This window comes from Arthrospira sp. PCC 9901 (genome assembly GCF_059013425.1).
In genome coordinates, this window is record NZ_CP102296.1 from 2,043,815 (window position 1) to 2,062,688 (window position 18,874).

12 protein-coding genes are annotated in these 18,874 nt (G+C 40.5%); 9 read left to right on the top strand and 3 right to left on the bottom strand.

Annotation, left to right across the window (positions count from 1 at the left end; translation table 11 throughout):
- The first annotated feature begins 129 nt into the window (after positions 1-129).
- Positions 130-4,146: an ATP-binding protein gene (locus NLZ44_RS09020; RefSeq protein ID WP_493752558.1), complete on the top strand. Its 4,017-nt coding sequence runs from the start codon at positions 130-132 to the stop codon at positions 4,144-4,146.
- Positions 4,147-4,179: 33 nt separating this feature from the next.
- Here NLZ44_RS09020 and NLZ44_RS09025 read toward each other — a convergent pair whose 3' ends face one another.
- A complete protein-coding gene (locus NLZ44_RS09025; RefSeq protein WP_493752559.1) occupies positions 4,180-6,600 on the bottom strand; it encodes a protein kinase domain-containing protein in 2,421 nt (806 codons plus the stop codon).
- A gap of 561 nt (positions 6,601-7,161) precedes the next feature.
- Positions 7,162-9,639, bottom strand: coding sequence for a protein kinase domain-containing protein (locus tag NLZ44_RS09030; protein WP_493752969.1), 2,478 nt, complete (start codon positions 9,637-9,639; stop codon positions 7,162-7,164).
- 171 nt (positions 9,640-9,810) lie between these two features.
- On the opposite strand from NLZ44_RS09030, the gene NLZ44_RS09035 reads away from it, so the two are divergent.
- The 3 genes from NLZ44_RS09035 to NLZ44_RS09045 all read left to right on the top strand — a co-directional run bounded on the left by NLZ44_RS09035 (position 9,811) and on the right by NLZ44_RS09045 (position 12,375).
- On the top strand, positions 9,811-10,245 hold the full coding sequence (locus NLZ44_RS09035; protein ID WP_493752560.1) for a hypothetical protein: 435 nt from the start codon (positions 9,811-9,813) through the stop codon (positions 10,243-10,245).
- A gap of 178 nt (positions 10,246-10,423) precedes the next feature.
- Positions 10,424-12,004, top strand: a complete 1,581-nt coding sequence (locus tag NLZ44_RS09040; RefSeq protein ID WP_493752970.1) for a glycosyltransferase family protein — start codon at positions 10,424-10,426, stop codon at positions 12,002-12,004.
- A gap of 20 nt (positions 12,005-12,024) precedes the next feature.
- The gene (locus NLZ44_RS09045; protein ID WP_006621622.1) at positions 12,025-12,375 is read left to right on the top strand and encodes a DMT family transporter; all 351 of its coding nucleotides are present in this window, start codon (positions 12,025-12,027) and stop codon (positions 12,373-12,375) included.
- A 204-nt stretch (positions 12,376-12,579) separates the two neighbouring features.
- Here the strand turns inward: NLZ44_RS09045 and serS are convergent, their stop codons facing one another.
- Positions 12,580-13,875, bottom strand: a complete 1,296-nt coding sequence (gene serS, locus NLZ44_RS09050) for a serine--tRNA ligase (protein WP_493752561.1) — start codon at positions 13,873-13,875, stop codon at positions 12,580-12,582.
- Between the two features lie 392 nt (positions 13,876-14,267).
- Here serS and NLZ44_RS09055 point away from each other — a divergent pair, with 392 nt between their 5' ends.
- From NLZ44_RS09055 to NLZ44_RS09075, 5 genes are all read left to right on the top strand, one after another.
- The gene (locus NLZ44_RS09055; RefSeq protein ID WP_493752562.1) at positions 14,268-15,581 is read left to right on the top strand and encodes an ABC transporter substrate-binding protein; all 1,314 of its coding nucleotides are present in this window, start codon (positions 14,268-14,270) and stop codon (positions 15,579-15,581) included.
- A gap of 10 nt (positions 15,582-15,591) precedes the next feature.
- Complete coding sequence (locus NLZ44_RS09060; protein ID WP_006621619.1) at positions 15,592-16,509, top strand: carbohydrate ABC transporter permease; 918 nt, start codon at positions 15,592-15,594, stop codon at positions 16,507-16,509.
- Between the two features lie 3 nt (positions 16,510-16,512).
- A complete protein-coding gene (locus NLZ44_RS09065; RefSeq protein ID WP_493752563.1) occupies positions 16,513-17,385 on the top strand; it encodes a carbohydrate ABC transporter permease in 873 nt (290 codons plus the stop codon).
- 36 nt (positions 17,386-17,421) lie between these two features.
- Positions 17,422-18,486, top strand: coding sequence for an ABC transporter ATP-binding protein (locus tag NLZ44_RS09070; RefSeq protein WP_315638823.1), 1,065 nt, complete (start codon positions 17,422-17,424; stop codon positions 18,484-18,486).
- Positions 18,487-18,592: 106 nt separating this feature from the next.
- A complete protein-coding gene (locus NLZ44_RS09075; protein ID WP_006621616.1) occupies positions 18,593-18,796 on the top strand; it encodes a DUF751 family protein in 204 nt (67 codons plus the stop codon).
- The last annotated feature ends 78 nt before the right edge of the window (positions 18,797-18,874 follow it).

Genomic DNA, 18,874 nt, shown 5'->3' on the forward strand with positions numbered 1-18,874 from the left:
ATCTTGTAGCCATAATTTGGGGTTCATCGAATCATCGAGGGTGGCCACCTCAAAACTAACTGGGATGATGAGTAATCAATCAGAGCTGATCTAACATCCTGTGATTTCACCCCTTTGTAATCTGAACCTATGTTAATCAAATTATTAAAGCAGAGAACCTCTAACCTATTTGAGCAAGTCCCTCTCAAACAGATAATTATTGTTCCTTTTGTGCTTCAGCTATTCGCCACAGTGGGAGTCACAGGATATCTATCTTGGCGCAACGGTCAGCAGGCGGTTATGGATATAGCTAACCAACTGAGTCATCAAGCAACTAATCGCGTCAAAAGTAATCTGACCCAATTTTTACAACGTCCCCATCTTTTATCTCAAATTCTGATTAAAGATACTATGGAAGGAGATATTAGCTTTGCTGATATTGAGAGTTCCGAAAAAGTATTATGGAGAATTATACAACTTTTTGAGAATGTCTATGCTGTCTATATTGGCAATGAACAAGGGCAATTTATTTATGTGAGTCGGGAATCTGATGGTTCTTTTCGAGCCAAAAGTGTCGAAGAATCACCGAATCGCTTATATTATCTGATCACACCAGAAGGCGATCGGGGTGATTTCTATAACCAAAACCAAACTATCTATGAACCGATAAGGCGACCTTGGTACACTAAAACTCTCGCATTAAATGCACCCAATTGGAGTCCAATTTATGCCTTTCCCAATGGTAAATTAGGGATTACCGCATCCCATCCACTTTCTGACAGTCAAGGTCAATTTATCGGCGTGATTGGGGTGGATTTTGTGCTAACATTAATTAATGATTTTTTGGGAGGTTTGGAAGTCAGCCCCAATGGGGAAATTTTTATTGTGGAATCCTCCGGTTTATTAGTAGCTTCTTCCACCAATTTACTCCCCTATACAATGGATGATCAAAATGTAGCCCAACGCCTGCATATTTCCCAGGTTAATCACCCCCTAATTAGCGGCACAGCAGCATATTTTAGCCAAAATTTTGAACATTTAAGCCAGATTAAAACCAGCCATCAAAGTAGCTTTTATATCAACGGAGAAAAGCAGTTTATTGATGTCGTGCGTTATCAGGATAAATGGGGGTTAAATTGGCTGATTGTCGTCGTCATGCCAGAGTCAGATTTTATGGGCAGAATTAATCATAATGCCAGAATCACTTTTATGCTATCTCTTGTGGCTTTAGCTATTACGATTTGTATCGGTATATTCATGGCTAGTCGGGTAACTAGACCGATAGTTAACTTAAATAAAGCAGCCCGGAAATTTGCCCAAGGTGATTGGGAACATACCGTCCATATTTCCCGTTGTCAAGAAGTCGGAGAATTAGCTGAATCTTTTAATCAAATGGCCGCACAAATTCGGCAATCTTTTATGGAATTAGAAGCCCAAAACAGCCTCAGTGAAGCATTAAATCGCCAGCTTTCTGACCGAGAATATTGGCTTAAACAATTCCTAGAAGCCTTGCCAGTTGGTGTTTTAGTTTATGATAAACATGGCAAGATATACTATGCCAATCAAAAGTTAAAAAATTTATTCAGGGCTGAACATATACCAGAGGTTTCTTTAGAAGAATTTGCCGAGATAAATAATTTATATTTAAGTGGCAAAGACCAGCTTTATCCCACCAAAGCCTTGCCATTAATTAGAGCATTAAAAGGCAAAACTGTCCCCATTGAAAATATCGAAATTCGTCACCCAGATCAAACTATTTGCTGTTCCCTGATGGCTACACCAATTTTTGATAGTGAAGAAGATATTGTTTATGGAATTGGAGTTTTTGAAGATATTACTCAGCGCCGACAAGCCGAGATTGAACGCCAAAACTTTACCAAGCAATTAAAAGAGAAAAACGATGCTCTCAAGCGTATGGATGAACTCAAAGATGAGTTTCTCGCTAATACATCCCATGAACTGCGTACTCCTCTTAATGGTATGATTGGCTTGTCGGAATCAATGCTGGATGGTGTCGCCGGACCTTTAACAGAACTTCAGCGCCAAAACTTGTCTATGATTGCTAAAAGTGGACATCGTTTATCTACTCTAGTTAATGATATTCTTGACTTCTCCAAATTGCGCCATCAAACCTTAGAACTACAAATGCAACCTTTAGGTATGCGGGAAATTGTCGAAGTTGTTGTAGTGCTAAGTAAACCTCTGATTGGCAATAAAGATATTGAGTTAATTAATGAAATACCTGCTGATTTTCCGGCGGTTAATGCTGATGAAAATCGCCTCCAACAGATTCTGTATAATTTAATTGGTAATGCCATTAAGTTTACCGATTCGGGAACTGTGCAAATTACCGCCTCGGTGTTAGATACAGACGCGAATAACTCCACCGCTGTGATTAATATTTCTGATACTGGTATTGGTATTCCCCCAGAAAAACATCATCGTATTTTTGAATCCTTTGAACAGGGTGATGGTTCAACGGCGCGACAATATGGCGGCACGGGTTTGGGTTTAGCCATCACTAAACAGTTGGTGGAATTACACCATGGTACAATATGGTTAGATTCGGTGGTGGGGTCGGGTTCTACTTTTTCCTTTACTCTTCCTATCAGTGAGGAAATACCAGAAACTACTGCTAAGGCGGACTCACTACTGGTTAATGAGGCGGCGCTGGTGAATGCTGATGTATTGTGGGATGCTGCTATACCAGAAACTGAAAATAATCAATCTATGGCGGGGTCTAAGTTGGCTCCAGATAACAATCAATTTAAAATTCTGATTGTTGATGATGACCCGATTAATTTACAGGTTTTGGCGAATTATCTTTATTTGGAAAATTATGCTGTTACTCAAGCTACTAATGGTATGGAAGCACTGGAAATTTTAGAGTCTGGTTTTATTCCAGATCTGATTTTATTGGATGTGATGATGCCTCGCATGACTGGTTATGAAGTGACGGAAAAAATTAGGGAAGATTGGCCACCTCATCAACTGCCAATTATGATGTTAACGGCGAAAAATCGGATTTCTGATTTAGTGGTGGGACTGGAATTAGGCGCGAATGATTATTTATCTAAACCTCTGAATAAAGAGGAGTTGCTGGCGCGGATTAAAACCCACATTCGCATTAAAAAACTCCGCACCGAAAAGGCTCATATCCGCAAGACTTTTGGGCGCTATGTAACTGATGAAGTGGTGGCGAATTTGCTAGAAAGTCATGAGCATTTGGAGTTGGGGGGAGAACGACGGACTATCACAATTTTAACTTCGGATTTGCGGGGATTTACGGCAACTTCTGAACGTTTAAATCCTGAAGAAGTGGTCAAAATTCTGAATTTTTATCTGTCAACTATGGCGGATATTATTACTCATTATAATGGGACAATTGATGAGTTTATGGGTGATGGGATTTTGGTGCTATTTGGTGCGCCTAATGTCCGGGAAGATGACCCGCAGCGGGCGATCGCCTGTGCGGTGGCTATGCAGTTGGCTATGGAGTCAATTAACCAAACTATGAAGGCTTGGGGTTATGCTAATTTAGAGATGGGAATTGGGGTGCATACGGGAGAGGTGGTAGTTGGTAATATTGGTTCGGAAAAACGAACTAAATATGGGGTGGTCGGTAAGAATGTTAATTTAACTTATCGGATTGAATCTTACACCACGGGGGGACAAATTCTGATTTCTGAATCTACCCTAGAAGCGGTAGGGAGAATGGCGAGAATTACCGGAGAAAAACAGGTGCAACCCAAGGGGGTACAAAAACCGATTACCATTTATGAATTGGGAGGAGTGGGTGTACCTTATAACTTGTATTTAAAAAGGGAAAAAGAGTTATTTGTGGTACTACCAGAACCCATCTCTTTACAATATACGGTTTTGGAAGGAAAGCACGTCGGGGAAAATGTCTTTTCTGGTACTATTGTGGAATTGTCGGCGCGGGAAGCTAAGGTTAAAGCTGAGTCAGAGGATGAGGCTTATTTGCCTTTACCTCTGACTAACATTAAGCTGAATTTTAGTAGTGATATTTGCGGTTCTGGTGCGGAAGATGTCTATGCTAAGGTGTTAGAATATCCGGCAGAACCAGGTCATTTTTACATTCATTTCACGGCAAAATCGCCGGAACTAGAAGCTAAGTTAACTGCCATATATCAAGGATTAAGTTGATAGTTGATAGCCCATCATCAATGGGTAGTCTTTTCATGATTGCTGTCTCCTCCATATAGCAACGGTTCCGTTTTGACTGCCTCCTATTAAGGTGTCATCATTAAGGAAAAATACGGAGTTAATGACGGCGGGAATATCTGTTAAGGTATTCAGTAGCTCTCCGGTGGCTCGGTTCCAAATTCTGACAGTGCGATCGCCACTACTACTGGCAATTTGAGAGGCATCGGGACTGACGGCTACGGAGAGAATTTCCCCTTGATGACCTGTGAGGGTTATGGTTTCTTGTCCGGTTTGTAAGTCCCAAATTTTTATGGTATTATCACTACTACCACTGATGATATTTTGACCATCAGGAGTAATGGCTACGGTTCGGACTTCTCCGTTATGTCCTTGTAAACGGTGGCGTAACTCACGCATTTCTAAATCAATAACATGAACAGTGCGATCGCCTGAACCCGTCACCAGCCAGCGACCATTAGGACTAAAAGCCAGCGCATAAACTGTTTCTGAGTGTTGAGTATGGTTATACAAAACTTGTCCGGTACGGCGATCCCAAACTCGCACAGTATTATCAGCACTGCCAGAAGCAATATTTCTATTATTAGGGCTAATTTGTACTGTCAAAATTGGGGCTGAGTGTTCCAATGGTAAATACAATTCTCGGGTTTGTAAATTCCATTCCAGAATCCGCCAAAATTCCGTCCCTGATGCTAATTCAATGCCATCACTACTAAAGTTGACGGACAGAATAGCCGATCCATCTCCGGTGAGTGTGGAGATATTTTCCCCGGTTTGTATATTCCAGAGTTTGATAGTATTATCCCGACTGCCACTAGCAATTATTTGTCGTTCATTACTAGCTGATACTGACATTACAGAGGCTGTATGACCTGCTAAAGTCGTTAGGTCTGCTTGTTTCCAATTAACCACATTTTGGCATTGTTCAAGCAATGTCTGTGCTTGGGGATGATAGCTAGAAGATTCGGGAATTTGTTGGGCTTGGGTAATACAACCCTGGTAGTTTCCGGCTTGTACCAAATCGGCGACGGTCTCAAACTGTTGGCTATAAAGTTGTTGTTGATTGGCTCTGGTTAGTTGTAACTGTTGCCATCTTTGATATTGATACAACAGGAAAATTAACAGGGCGATCGCCAAAGAAATAGCCCCAATCACAAACCAAAAAGACGGGCGCGGACGAAAAGCGACGGATGATTTAGGCTGTTTATTAGCCACTTCAGTACGGGGATTATATCCAAAGATAGCTAAGATTTGACTCCACCAAGATTTGGGTAAGACATGAGATTTAATCACCTCGACATCTTCATCATAAATACCTAACAATTCCTTGAGTCTATCTAGTTCACTTTGCGTTTCAGCACTAAAAGGATATTGCTGTTTAACTGCTGCTATTAATGCCTGTTCGTAACGTTCTCCCTTCTCACGATACTTACGATAGGGATTAAGTATTTCATCTTCTAAGGCTTCTGCTTCTTCCTTGGATATTTCTAAAGTGACTCGCAGTTCCTCCAAAATTTGCCTACCAACTACGGAAATATCACCTTTATGACTAGCGCAGCGTTGTATTTCTTCTCGGTAAGTTTGGAGTTTACTAAAATCGGTGGGACTGCGATCGCCCATGGTTCGCAAAGCAGTTAAAACCTCTTCCGCCGATTGATACCTTTCCCGATAGTCCAACTGCACCATGCGATCTATAATGTCGGCAAATTCGGAACTAACAATAGTTAAATGCCTCCAGAACAACTGTCCTGGGTTAGTATGATAATTTTCTCGCAGTTGTGATAATTCATAACTAGGAAGTCCGGTTAAGGCTTGAATAGCGACCATACCCACGGCATAAATATCGCTATTGAGGCGGGGGTTACACTCGAACTGCTCAATAGGCATATATTCTATGGTTCCAATCGGACCTGTGGGGGGGTTATGATTTTGGCTAAAACTAATTTCTTTAACCGCCCCAAAATCCAATAGCATTAACTTTCCGTCCGAGTCTCGCCTGAGTAAATTACTAGGTTTAATATCTCGGTGAATTACTCCGAATCTATGGACAAAAGTCAGGATTTCTAGGACATCGTAAATTATCTGAATTACCAGGTTTTCTGATAGGGGATGACCGGGCCAAAATTCATCAGAGAGGAGATGACCAGGAGTGTAAGACTCCACTAGATAAAATTCTTCGTTTTCCTCAAAATAAGCTAAAAGTTGCGGAATTTGATCATGTCTAGATAATTTTTCCAGAATCTTGGCTTCCTGGCGAAAACGACGACGAGCAATATTCACCAGTTTTATATCTTCTGCCAGAAGTCGCAAATGTTTGATAAAACAGAGGGATTCCCCTGGCCGACGGGTATCTCTTGCTAAAAACGTACTACCCAAATCCCCAGACTCAATAACTTCTAGGATTTGATACCGTCTATCTAAAAGTTGGTCAATCATGATCCGTGTAAATACTGAGGTAAATTTTGGTAAAGATGCACGACACTATAATGGTCACAAAGATTTAAAAAAATTAATCTGGGCTTAGTAGACTCAGATACAGATGTAGTAGCCCATGGTCTTGTTATTCCTGACAATCTTTTACTTATGACCAAAGAAAGAATATCATACTATCTAACAGTTGGTCAATCATAATCTGTGTAAATACTGAGGTAAATTTTGGTAAAGATGCACGACACTATAATGGTCACAAAGATTTAAAAAAATTAATCTGGGCTTAGTAGACTCAGATACAGATGTAGTAGCCCCTGGTCTTGTTATTCCTGACAATCTTTTACTTATGACCAAAGAATATCATATTTTGCAACAAGTTTATATCCGATTCGTGCAACTTTTGGGCCGAATTTTAGCAAAAGATCGAATTTGTGATTATGGTATTGACGGGTCGGTTGCGGATCATACTGGAATAATGGATTATGAATTCAAAGCTAGTAGGCTGAATACCCATAGGGGTCATACCCCACAGCTCAAATCCTGATGGTGAACCCCCCCTAACGCAGACTACCGTTGCCAGACTACAACTACTCCATCCTGAGTGCCTCCAATTAAGGTTTCGGAGTTAATACCAAAAACTAGAGAATTAACTACAGCTTGAGGGTGAGTTAAAGTATTAAGTAATTCCCCAGTTTTTAAGTTCCAAATTTTGACGGTTCTATCCCGACTACTACTAGCAATTTGTGTCCCATCTGGACTAACAGCTACGGAAAGAACTGCGCCTCTATGACCTGTTAAAGTTATGACTTCTTCTGCTGTTATTAGGTTCCAAATTTTGATATGGTTATCTGTACCACCACTGATCATTTGCAGACCATCGGGAGTAATCGCAAGCGATCGCACTTCTCCGGTATGTGCTGGGAATCTATGGCGTAACTGATCTATCTGCCAATCAATAATATGAATATTGCCATCCCCTGAACCCGTAACCAACCAACGACCATTGGGGGTGAAGGCGACGGAATAAACAATAGTCGAATGCTGATTGTTGTTATATAAAATTAACCCAGTTCTCCGATTCCACACTCGCACATTACCATCAGCACTTCCGGTGGCGATCGCTCTATTATCAGGGCTAATTTGTATAGCTTCAATGGGAGAGCCTCCGACTAATGGGGGATACCATTCAATGGTTTCCAGATTCCATTCTATCACCTGAGAGAGTTGAGTTCCGGCTGCTAATGATAAGCCATCGTTACTAAAATCTACGGAGAGAATAGCTGATGAATTGCCTACAAAATTTTGCAGGACTTCCCCGGTTTCTATATGCCAAAGTCTGGTGGTGTTATCTCGGCTACCACTAGCAATTATCCTGCCATCAGGACTGACAGCAACTGACTGGACGGCGGCTCTATGAATGGGGAATGTGTTAACTTTTGCTTGTTTCCAGCTAATCACATCTTGACATTGGCTGAGTAATTCCTGGGCGGCAGGATACTGAGGTGAAGACTCTGGAAAAGTTTGGGCAGCGGTAATACAATCTTGATAGTTATTGGCGGCTAATAATGACCTAATATCATCAATTTTTTCGGCATCAAATTGTTGTTTAATCTCGGCTTTTGCTTGGGCTTGTCTCCAGTTATTATATTGATATAATCCCCAACCCAAACCGATAATGGCTATGATAATTCCACTAATCATCAATCCCCAACGCCAGGACAGAAAATGATCGCGATCGGGATTTAATTTGCTTAAAACCTGATTTAACCAAGATTCCGGTAAGATTTGAGCCTCTATCAAAGCTACATGATCATCGGAAAGACCTAATAATTGCTGAAGTCGCCCTAATTCTTCTCTAGTTTCTCTGGTTAATGGGTATTGTAAAATATGGGCTTCAATGATAGCCATATCATGATCAGAAATTCCCAACATTTTTTGCAGTCGGTCTAATTCTGCTCTGGTTTTCTTGGCTAATGGATATTGCTGTATAATGGCTTCGGTCAGGGCTTGTTGATAGCGATCGCCTTTCTGGTGATCTTGACGGTAAGGATTAAGAATCTCGTCTTCCATGGCTTGGGCTTGGGGTTCGGAGATTTGTAAACTCACTCGTAACTCTTCTAAAATTTGGCGACCTACTACTGATATTTCCCCTTCATAATTGCCGATGCGCTTAACTTCTTCTCGGTATCTTTCGAGTTTATTAGCATCAGTTTGAGAAAGATTACTGAGATTATTAATATCTGCCAAAACTACCTCGCTTGACTGATATCTTTCTCGGTAGTCTGGTTTAACCATGCGATCGATAATCTCGGCAAACTCAGGACTAACAATGGCTAAATCTCGCCAGAATAATTCCCCAGCATTGGTCGGATGATTTTCCCGAATTTTTCGTAATTCATAAGCTGCCATTCCAGTTAATGCTTGAATAGCAATCATTCCGAGGGCATAAATATCACTATTAAAGCGAGGATTACACTCAAATTGCTCGATGGGCATATATTCTAAAGTGCCAATTCTCGCCGTAGGAGGATTATGATTTTGGTGAAAAGCAATTTCTTTAACTGCCCCAAAATCTAATAACATAATTTTTTCATCTGCATCTCGCCTCAGCAGATTACTAGGTTTAATATCCCGGTGAATTACTCCTTGACTATGAACAAAATCCAGAATTTCCAGCACTTCTGATACGAGAGAAATTACTTGATTTTCTGATAAAGGTTGACCGGGTAAAATTTCCTGGGCTAGGGACTGTCCATTTATATAGGATTCGACCAGATAAAATTCCTGGTTTTGTTCAAAATAAGCCAGCAGTTGGGGGATTTGGTCGTGGTGGGATAACTTTTCTAGAACCTCGGCTTCCTGTTGAAAGCGACGGTAAGTATTCTTAAATAATTGGGGATCTTCTACCAAAAATCGTAGATGCTTGACAAAGCATATAGGTTCCCCAGGGCGACGGGTATCTTTGGCTAGATAGGTACTCCCAAATTCCCCCGACCTGATTATCTCTAGGATCTGATACCGTCCATCTAAAAGCTGGTCAATCATCTGATGTCCTACCAGTGCTAAATTGTATATCATACCGCAGGTTTGATCATTTGAGGTTGATGCAGTATAAAATAGATTGACAGATAGTGGTCAATAAATGGATCTGATGATTAGGGGTTCTGTCCCTAATGGCGATCGCTTGTTGGGTAAGTTGTGGAGAAAAAAATAACCATGAATATTCACCGATTTTGGCTAATTATGCTAGGAATTTTGGTGGGGGTATCCCCTTTGTCTTCAACCGTGATGACAACACCTATGGCGATCGCCCAAACTACCCGCCGAGAATTGCAACTTAGTCAAACTGGTAGTGGAATTTATTCGGTTAATAGTCGCTTTCAAGAATCTATTACTGCCGCCTCTATTAATGTTGATAGCAGTGGTAATGCTGAACTAACCTTTTGGGATAGTAGGGAAAATTCGGTGAAGTTAACGGGTAATATAGCCCGCGAAACTGCTTCCGGTTTGGAGATGACAATTACAGGGGCGACCATTCCCGGAGTTATGGGAACTGCCAATATTCGCTATAATTCCTACAATGAGATTAGTTCTATTTTTGTGGCTGGAACTATCGAAGGACAGCGATTTTCTATTAATTTTAGTCAGTAGAATTGGCTGGAACTATTAATATCTTAATAGCTGGTGATCGGGGTAATTTACCGTCAATTTTTATGGGTATGCTGACCATTAATTTGATGTTAAAATAAAGTTCTAATTGGTTTTAAACAAAATGATAAAATCCCAAAACCAGACGGATTCCTGGTTAAAATGGCACGCAATCACTTTAATTTCTGGCTGGATTTTAACAGCGATCGCCTATGGAAACATCATCAACTCTTTTTTCTTATCGGATGATTTTAACTGGATTTATCAAATCAAAACCAGAGGTGTATTTGGTGTCTGGACAACCCCACCAGATGTGTTTTTTCGTCCCCTAATTTCCCTAACTCTATTTGCTGATTATCAACTGTGGGAACTGAACCCCCTTGGTTATCACCTCACCAACTTATTTTTCCATGGCTTAAATGCTTTTCTGGTTTATGCAATGTCTCGGCTGTTGTTTAGGGGTGCAGATCTAGCCGGAAAATTAATTAATATTTTCTCCCTAGTCTCCGGCTTTATTTTCATTATTCTTCATAGTCATGTTGAAGCTGTTACCTGGATATCAGCCAGATCCGATCTCGTCGCTACTTGCTTTGGCTTGGCGGCATTTTGTGGTTATCTTAAATATAAAGAAACCGACAATAACCGATTATTTTTTATATCATATATCCTATTTTTTCTGGGTTTACTATCCAAAGAATCAGTCATTATTTACCCAGGATTAGTATTGTTATATGAATTATATAATTACCTGAATAAAAACAATTATATTAATTTATTAAAAATACTATATTTGCCGCTAATGTATGCCTCGGTTTTTCCAATTTATTTGGGGCTAAGATACTTGGGAATTAGACAATTTTTAGGAGGCTACGGAAGCGGGGTTCACACCAACTTTAATCTTGACATTATCCAGCGAGGTTTGGCTTCTAGCCTCAGAATTATCATTCCCCCACTTCCTAATATTCCAGAAGAAAACTGGGTGATATTTTTTGCCATATTCATGACCATTATTTGTACTTTTGTGGTCGTCTGTTTGTGCCGACAAGGGGTTTATATATTAATTGCAAAATTAGCAATTCTTTTGTTAGGATTATTTGGCACTTCTTTATTACCTGTGATTAATATTCGCATTTCCTTGTCCAATACAGAAGGGGAAAGACTCCTATATTTACCATCGGCATTTTTGGTGATTTTATTGGTATTAGTTATTGGTGTTTCTCTGGCTAGATTTCGTGTACTTTTAGCTATTCAATTCATGATTATATCAATCATTTTATCTTATTATTTGTATAGCTTTAATCAAAACTGGAATTTAGCCGGGAACATAGCTAAACAAGTAATTGAAAGCATTGATCAGGAAATCCAAGGACGCAGAATGTTTTTAATTAATATACCAGACAACTTAAATGGAGTCTATATTTATCGCAATGGCTTATATGCTGCTGGCCAACTTTTTGCAGAGTCAGAAATTGAATTACTCAACAATGCCACATTTAACAATTTGATTAATCCCTCGAATGCTTTAAATATTAACCGCATTGGCGATCGGGAATACTGGGTTAAACTATTATCACCAGGTACTTATTTTATGAATGTACATATTCCCTTTGACCAAAGATTAGAAACCCAAAACTTTATAATTTCTAATGTGGATTTTCAGACTATGCAATCTTTTCGCATTCAAATCAAAGACAGGATTAAACCTGGGGAAGTAGGTTATTACTCTGGCGGCAGAGTCATTAACACTAAATGGCTAGAATAAATTAAGTTAAATGGTATCCTATGAATTTTTATTTAAGTGGTTGGGGATTTTTGATTTTGGCAGCAATTAATAACTGTGTCGGTAGTCTGCTGTTAAAAAAATCGCGACTGGTAGCTACCGATCCAAGTTTGTTAACTCTGTTGCTTTCTCCCTGGTTTATTGGTGGCATTATGGTCTATGGAGTTAATGTGATTTTATTTGCGAAAGCATTAGATCAGCTTCCGGTTTCGACTGCTTATCCAATTTTTGCCGGAATTAGCTTTACTTTAATTGCGATCGCCGGAAATTTACTATTTGGTGAAAGATTTGATTTGAATCAGTGGATCGGACTTTCCCTAATTTTTACTGGTATCATTATTATGTCTCGCTGAAGAATGTCTATGGTTGAGATTATGGTTAAAGAATTATGAACCTGTAAATTCGCTAATTCGTGTTTTAAAATTCATGGTGATCTTTACAATTCACTAACCAAATTTTACCAATAGCTGATCTTCAGAAACAAGTTAATTTTTACCTTGGGGTTAAGCCTAAGCAAAACCCCACTCTTTTTTTTAAGTTAACATACCAGCCAAATTTTACAAAACCTCTCGCCCCAAATAAGGCTGTAAAACCTCTGGAACCTTAACGCTTCCATCCGGCTGCTGATAGTTTTCTAAAACGGCAGCCATAGTTCGTCCAACCGCCAATCCTGAACCATTTAAAGCATGAACAAACTCCGTTTTCTTTTTCTTTTTCTTGGGGTCGCCTTTGGCTTCCCGGAACCGAATATTGGCACGTCTGGCTTGAAAATCTTTAACATTAGAACAACTCGAAATTTCTCGGTAAGTTCCTGCTGAAGGTAGCCATACTTCTAAATCATAACATTTAGCTGCTGCAAATCCCAAATCTCCCGTACACAATTCTATCACACGATAGGGTAATTTTAAAGCCTGTAAAATACCTTCAGCATCCGCCACTAATTTTTCATGTTCTAACTCCGAAGTCTCTGGGTGTACTAATTTCACCAATTCCACTTTATTAAACTGATGCAGTCTAATTAGACCTCTGGTATCCTTTCCATAGCTTCCCGCCTCCCGCCGAAAACAGGGAGTAAATGAACAGTGATAAATGGGGAGTTGTTCACTTTCTAAAATTTCATCACGATATAGGTTAACTACCGGAACTTCTGAAGTAGGAATTAACCATAAATCGTCATCAGCACATTTAAAGCTTTCTTCCGCAAATTTAGGTAATTGACCTGTAGCAGTTAAAGATATACTATTAACTAGCAGGGGTGGTATAACTTCTAAATAGCCATTAGCTGTGTGAGTATCCAGCATAAATTGAACTAATGCGCGTTCTAATGCCGCACCAGCCCCCACTAAGCTAACAAAACGACTTTGGGCAATCTTTACCCCTCGTTCAAAGTTAAGAATTCCTAGCTTTTCTCCGATTTCCCAATGGGGTAAAATCTCGGCATTTTGGAGTTTATATTCATCTCCCCAGCGGCGTACTTCCACATTTTCGGCTTCACTTTTTCCCTCTGGGGTGGTGTCACTAGGAAGGTTTGGTAAAGGAAGTAATAGGCTAGTAATTTGCGATTCTAGGTCTTTTTCTTGGGGTTCTAAGTCACTTAACTGGGACTTAATTTGCTGTCCTTCTTCCCTCAATGCTTGAATTTCTGGCCCTTTAGGGTCGGTTCCAGATTTGATTTTTTCTCCTACAAGTTTACCGATCTCGTTGCTGCGGGTTTCTAGTTGAATGCGTTGCTGTTCAAGTTCCCGCCGTTTTTCATCTAATTCTAAGATGGCTTCTAGGTCATAGTTTCCTCGACGGTTGAGGCGTTGTTGAATCTCTTGTGGATTTTCCCGAATCAGTTTAATGTCTAACACTGGTCTTCCCTAAATTATCAAGGTCTGATTAATTAATCTTCAGAAGATTTTACTAGCCTCGTGTCTATAAGTCAATGTAATTTTTATTCTAGTGGTTCGGTAAGCGATCGCCAGATGATAATTAATGGCTAAAAATAGTTTTAAATTAGGTGATATTATCTCACCTTAAAGGTTAATAGCATCAATCAATCTGATGTGTGTCAGATTATACAGAAATTTTCCGATGGCCACCCCTTAAATATTAAGTAATCTAAAGTTGCCTTGCCATAATCCTCAAAAATTTGTATAATCATAACCCAAGTGAACCCTAACCTGCATTTGATACCAGTGTAAATCAGGTCTATCTCCAGATATAGGGATTGTTTCCGGTTGTCAATTGCAAAAATTTAGTAATGTTACATAAACACAGAATTAATCGTCAAATCAATAGCCGCTTACTTAATCTAAAATATTCGAGATTTTGGCGAAATTTGGTATTAGCGATCGCCAGTTTATTAGCGGTATTGTGCGTTATTATTCCCGCCTTTAGCCAACAACCAGTAACCGTGAGGGTGTTAGTCCAAGCCTTGGAAGCAGCCCAATGGCAACCCCTGGTTAAAGACTTTAATGAAAGCCACGAAAATATCCGCCTAGAAGTCATCAGTGGACCCAATAACACCAATTTAGTCGAAGACCTATATACCTCGGCTTTTTTACTCGGAGATTCTCCCTACGATCTCGCTTATATGGATATCGTTTGGGTACAAAAGTTTGCAGCAGCCGGGTGGTTATATGATTTATCTAATCGGGTGACTCCAGGACAGTTACAGGCGTATTTAGAAGGGGATATTGACGGAGGACGCTATCAAGATAAACTTTACCGAATGCCTTTCCGTACAGACGGAGGAATGCTGTATTATCGGACTGATTTATTAGAAAAAATTGGCGCAGAAGCCCCCGACACTTTCGATGAATTAATAGAGATATCCCAAAGGCTACAAGAAGAAGATTTAGCCCAATGGGGTTATTTGTGGCAAGGTAGACAATATGAAGGTTTATCGGCTATGTTTACCGAAATTTTAGAAGGTTCTGGAGGATTTTGGATCGACCCAGAGACCCGAGAAGTCGGGTTAGATAAACCGGAAGCGATCGCCGCTGTGCAATTTCTCCGAGATACCATTACCAAAAACATTTCTCCCCCTGGAGTTACCACCTACGCCGAAGAAGAAACCCGCCGCCTATTTGAAAGTGGTAATACTGCCTTTTTAAGAAACTGGCCCTATGTTTATTCCCTCGCCTCCAACTCAGACATAGCCGGAAATTTTGCCATTAAACCAATGGTACACGCCCCCGGTAAAAATAGTGGTGCTTGTTTAGGAGGTTGGGGATTTGGCATTGCCTCTACTTCTCGCCATAAAGATGAAGCCTGGGCGGTTATCAACTTCTTTAATAAACCAGAAGTTCAGCGCAAATACTTTTTAGAAACTGGTTATGTTCCCTCCAGAATATCCCTATTTAATGACCCGCCATTAGTCGAGAAGTTTCCCTATCTTCCCAACTTATTGGAAGTAGTGCAGAACCCAGTTTTAAGGCCTCCGATCGCTCAATATGCCCAGGCTTCTGATATTTTGCAACGGTATCTCAGCGCCGCCCTAACCGGAAGCAGAACCCCAGAACAAGCCATGCAAGCTGCCTCCAATGAAACCCGCGCCTTGTTGAATCGATAACTAATTAATCATGAATGAAAGAATTAACAATCAGATGGAACGCCAAGAGAAACTCACCGGATGGATCTTAATAGCACCAGCTTTGATAATTCTTGGCTTTGTGTTTATTTATCCGATAGGTAGGGCATTTTGGTTGAGTTTATTTACCAATAATTTAGGCACTCAATTACAACCAATTTTTGCGGGATTATCCAACTATCAGCGCCTAATTGGAGATGGTCGATTTTGGCAAACCATGTGGAATACTAGCGTTTTTACCATCATCTCTATTTTCTTAGAATTGGTGATTGGTATGGGCATCGCATTAGTGCTAAATCAAGCCTTTTTTGGGCGAGGTTTTGTCCGCACATCTTCCCTAATTCCTTGGGCGTTACCTACAGCCGTGATGGGGTTAGCTTGGGCGTGGATTTTTAATGATCAGTATGGGGTAGTTAATGATATTCTGACCCGCTTAGGATTCATTGATAGCCCCATTACTTGGCTAGGCGATCCTACCCGCGCCATGTTAGCTATGATTATCGCTGATGTGTGGAAAACCACCCCTTTTATTGCCATTATTCTCCTAGCTGGTTTGCAGTCGATTTCTAGTGATTTATACGAAGCCCATGCTATTGATGGCGCTAACCAGTGGCAGAGTTTTTGGCAAATTACCATCCCCCTAGTTATGCCTCAAATTATCATTGCTTTACTGTTTCGGTTTGCCCAAGCATTTGGTATTTTTGACTTGGTGCAAGTCATGACTGGCGGGGGACCCGGTGGGGCTACAGAAACCGTGTCTATTTATATCTATGCTACGGTGCGCCGATATCTGGATTTTGGCTATGGTGCTGCCTTGGTTGTAGTCACCTTTTTACTGCTGATTTTAGCTGTGGCGATCGCTGCCTTTTTCCTATCAAGAACTCGCTTAAATGTTATGGGAGGTAAATAATCAATGACCGTTGCTAATCAATCCTCAGAAACTGATAGCAAAAGCCAAATCAACTGGGGTCGGATTTTTCTGTGGATAGGTGTGATTCTCACCATCATATTTTGTCTAGCGCCCGTGTTATGGCAGTTGCTAACTTCTTTAAAAACCAATGAATCTATTTCCACCATTCCCAATGTTTATTTTCCCAGTCTGGATCAACTCACCTTTCAACACTATCAAAGTTTAGGCTGGCACTTTCTGCGCTATGTGTTTAATAGTGCTTTAGTTTCGCTCATTTCAACCTTTCTATGTTTAGGAGTTGGGGCCCCCGCCGCCTACACCCTAACTAGATTAAAAATACCCGGAGAAAATGTGATCCTCGGCTTTGTCCTAATTATCAGTTTGTTTCCCTATGTTCTCCTATTTTTAGGGTTGCTGGAAATTGTCAAATTTATGGGATTAGGTAACAACTACATCGCCCTAATTATCCCCTACACTGCCATTAATTTACCCCTGACAATTTTGGTCTTGAGAAGTTTTTTCCAACAACTACCAAAAGACCTAGAAGACTCCGCCAAAATTGACGGATATGGAACCATTGGGATGCTGTTACAGATAGTTCTACCCATGACCATACCTGCTTTAGTAACCACCGGAATTCTCACCTTTATTTTCGCCTGGAATGAGTTTATTTTTGCTCTCACCTTTATCAGCCGCGAAGAAATGTATACCATTCCGGTAGCCGTTGCACAAATTGGAGGTGCATCTATTTTTGAAATCCCCTATGGTCCTATTGCTGCTGCTACCGTAACTGGAACTATTCCCCTGGTTATTTTAGTGTTAATGTTCCAACGTCGTATTGTTCAAGGAATCACAGCCGGCGCTGTCAAAGGCTAAAATCACCTCAATCACTGCTCTGTAATTATCGAAATCATGGCTAAATTAGAACTAAAAAACCTGCGTAAACAATTCGCTCATAATGTCATCCCCGTTAAAGATGTAAGTGTTAATGTTAATGATGGGGAGTTTCTCACTCTTCTGGGTCCCTCTGGTTGTGGGAAATCAACCCTATTAAGGATGATTGCTGGGTTAGATGAACCCACCCAGGGTCAGGTAATTTTAGGGGGAGAAGATTTAACCAATATTCCCCCTGGTAAACGCAATATGGCGATGGTATTTCAGAGTTATGCGTTATATCCTCACATGACGGTTTATGAAAACATTTCAACCTCTTTGAAATTGCGGAAAGTTGATAGCATAGAAATTGAAAAACGGGTTAATGATGTATCGAACCGTTTGGGAATTCAACATCTATTAGAGCGTAAACCCGGACAACTTTCGGGGGGTCAGCGTCAGCGGGTGGCTTTAGCCCGATCGCTAGTCCGTAACCCTGATGTTTTCCTGTTAGATGAACCTCTGAGTAATTTGGATGCGCTGTTGCGGGAACAAGTCCGCGCCGACCTCAAACAGTTATTTGAATCTCAACAAAAACCTGTGGTTTATGTCACCCATGACCAAACGGAAGCCATGACTCTTTCTAGTAAAATTGCGGTACTTTATGATGGGTATTTGCAGCAGTTAGCCTCTCCTACTGAGATTTATATGCAGCCGGCTAATCGGTTTGTAGCCGGATTTGTGGGGAGTCCTCAAATGAATTTATTAACCTTAGACTGTCACGAAAATCAGGCAATTTTAGGAGAGTTTGGTTTAACTTTACCTTATTTACAAACTTCCCCAAAAGCTGTGGTTTTTGGGATTCGTCCAGAGGATGTATCTTTAGGAGAAGAAGCCGATGCCGATCTAGTTGAAGGACAGGTCTATTTAATTGAAGACTTGGGGAAAGAAAAACTTTTGAGTGTCCGCATTAACGGCTCTGAACAAACTCTGCGGGCGGTGATTCCGGCTGACCTACTTTGGGAAAGTGAACAGGTAAAATTAAGCCTATCTCGACAACAGATGCACTGGTTTGATCTCGAATCAGGCGATCGCCTAAATTAACCCAATTTTTGACGACATCCCTAGGGGCAACTAGCAACAGTTGCCCAGTTAATTAATTATAATGGTATACTGATGTCACTCCCTAGCCATTTAATTAGATTAACCTATGCAAGACTTTTTTCAGAATGTATCCCGCTATCCCCGCTACCTGATCACCTTTACTCTGGGGATTTTTTATTTCCTGTTTGAACGTCTCAAACCTCTTTTAAACCGTCCCGTGACAGCGATCGCCCTGTTAGGTTTACTGATAAGTGTCTTCTTATTTACCTACTTTACCCTCAAAGGAATGTTAGGCTTGAATGCAGTTTAGGCTAAAACCTGATAGTTTATAGATAGGGAAGTTGGGACTAAAATTAGCTCTCAACTTCCCCTATTATATCATATAATC

What these genes read in the sequence shown, in the direction of transcription:
- NLZ44_RS09020 (WP_493752558.1), top strand. Translation starts at nt 130, where the DNA reads ATGTTAATCAAATTATTAAAGCAGAGAACCTCTAACCTATTTGAGCAA.
- NLZ44_RS09025 (WP_493752559.1), bottom strand. Translation starts at nt 6,600, where the DNA reads ATGATTGACCAACTTTTAGATAGACGGTATCAAATCCTAGAAGTTATT.
- NLZ44_RS09030 (WP_493752969.1), bottom strand. Translation starts at nt 9,639, where the DNA reads ATGATTGACCAGCTTTTAGATGGACGGTATCAGATCCTAGAGATAATC.
- NLZ44_RS09035 (WP_493752560.1), top strand. Translation starts at nt 9,811, where the DNA reads ATGAATATTCACCGATTTTGGCTAATTATGCTAGGAATTTTGGTGGGG.
- NLZ44_RS09045 (WP_006621622.1), top strand. Translation starts at nt 12,025, where the DNA reads ATGAATTTTTATTTAAGTGGTTGGGGATTTTTGATTTTGGCAGCAATT.
- NLZ44_RS09055 (WP_493752562.1), top strand. Translation starts at nt 14,268, where the DNA reads ATGTTACATAAACACAGAATTAATCGTCAAATCAATAGCCGCTTACTT.
- NLZ44_RS09060 (WP_006621619.1), top strand. Translation starts at nt 15,592, where the DNA reads ATGAATGAAAGAATTAACAATCAGATGGAACGCCAAGAGAAACTCACC.
- NLZ44_RS09065 (WP_493752563.1), top strand. Translation starts at nt 16,513, where the DNA reads ATGACCGTTGCTAATCAATCCTCAGAAACTGATAGCAAAAGCCAAATC.
- NLZ44_RS09070 (WP_315638823.1), top strand. Translation starts at nt 17,422, where the DNA reads ATGGCTAAATTAGAACTAAAAAACCTGCGTAAACAATTCGCTCATAAT.
- NLZ44_RS09075 (WP_006621616.1), top strand. Translation starts at nt 18,593, where the DNA reads ATGCAAGACTTTTTTCAGAATGTATCCCGCTATCCCCGCTACCTGATC.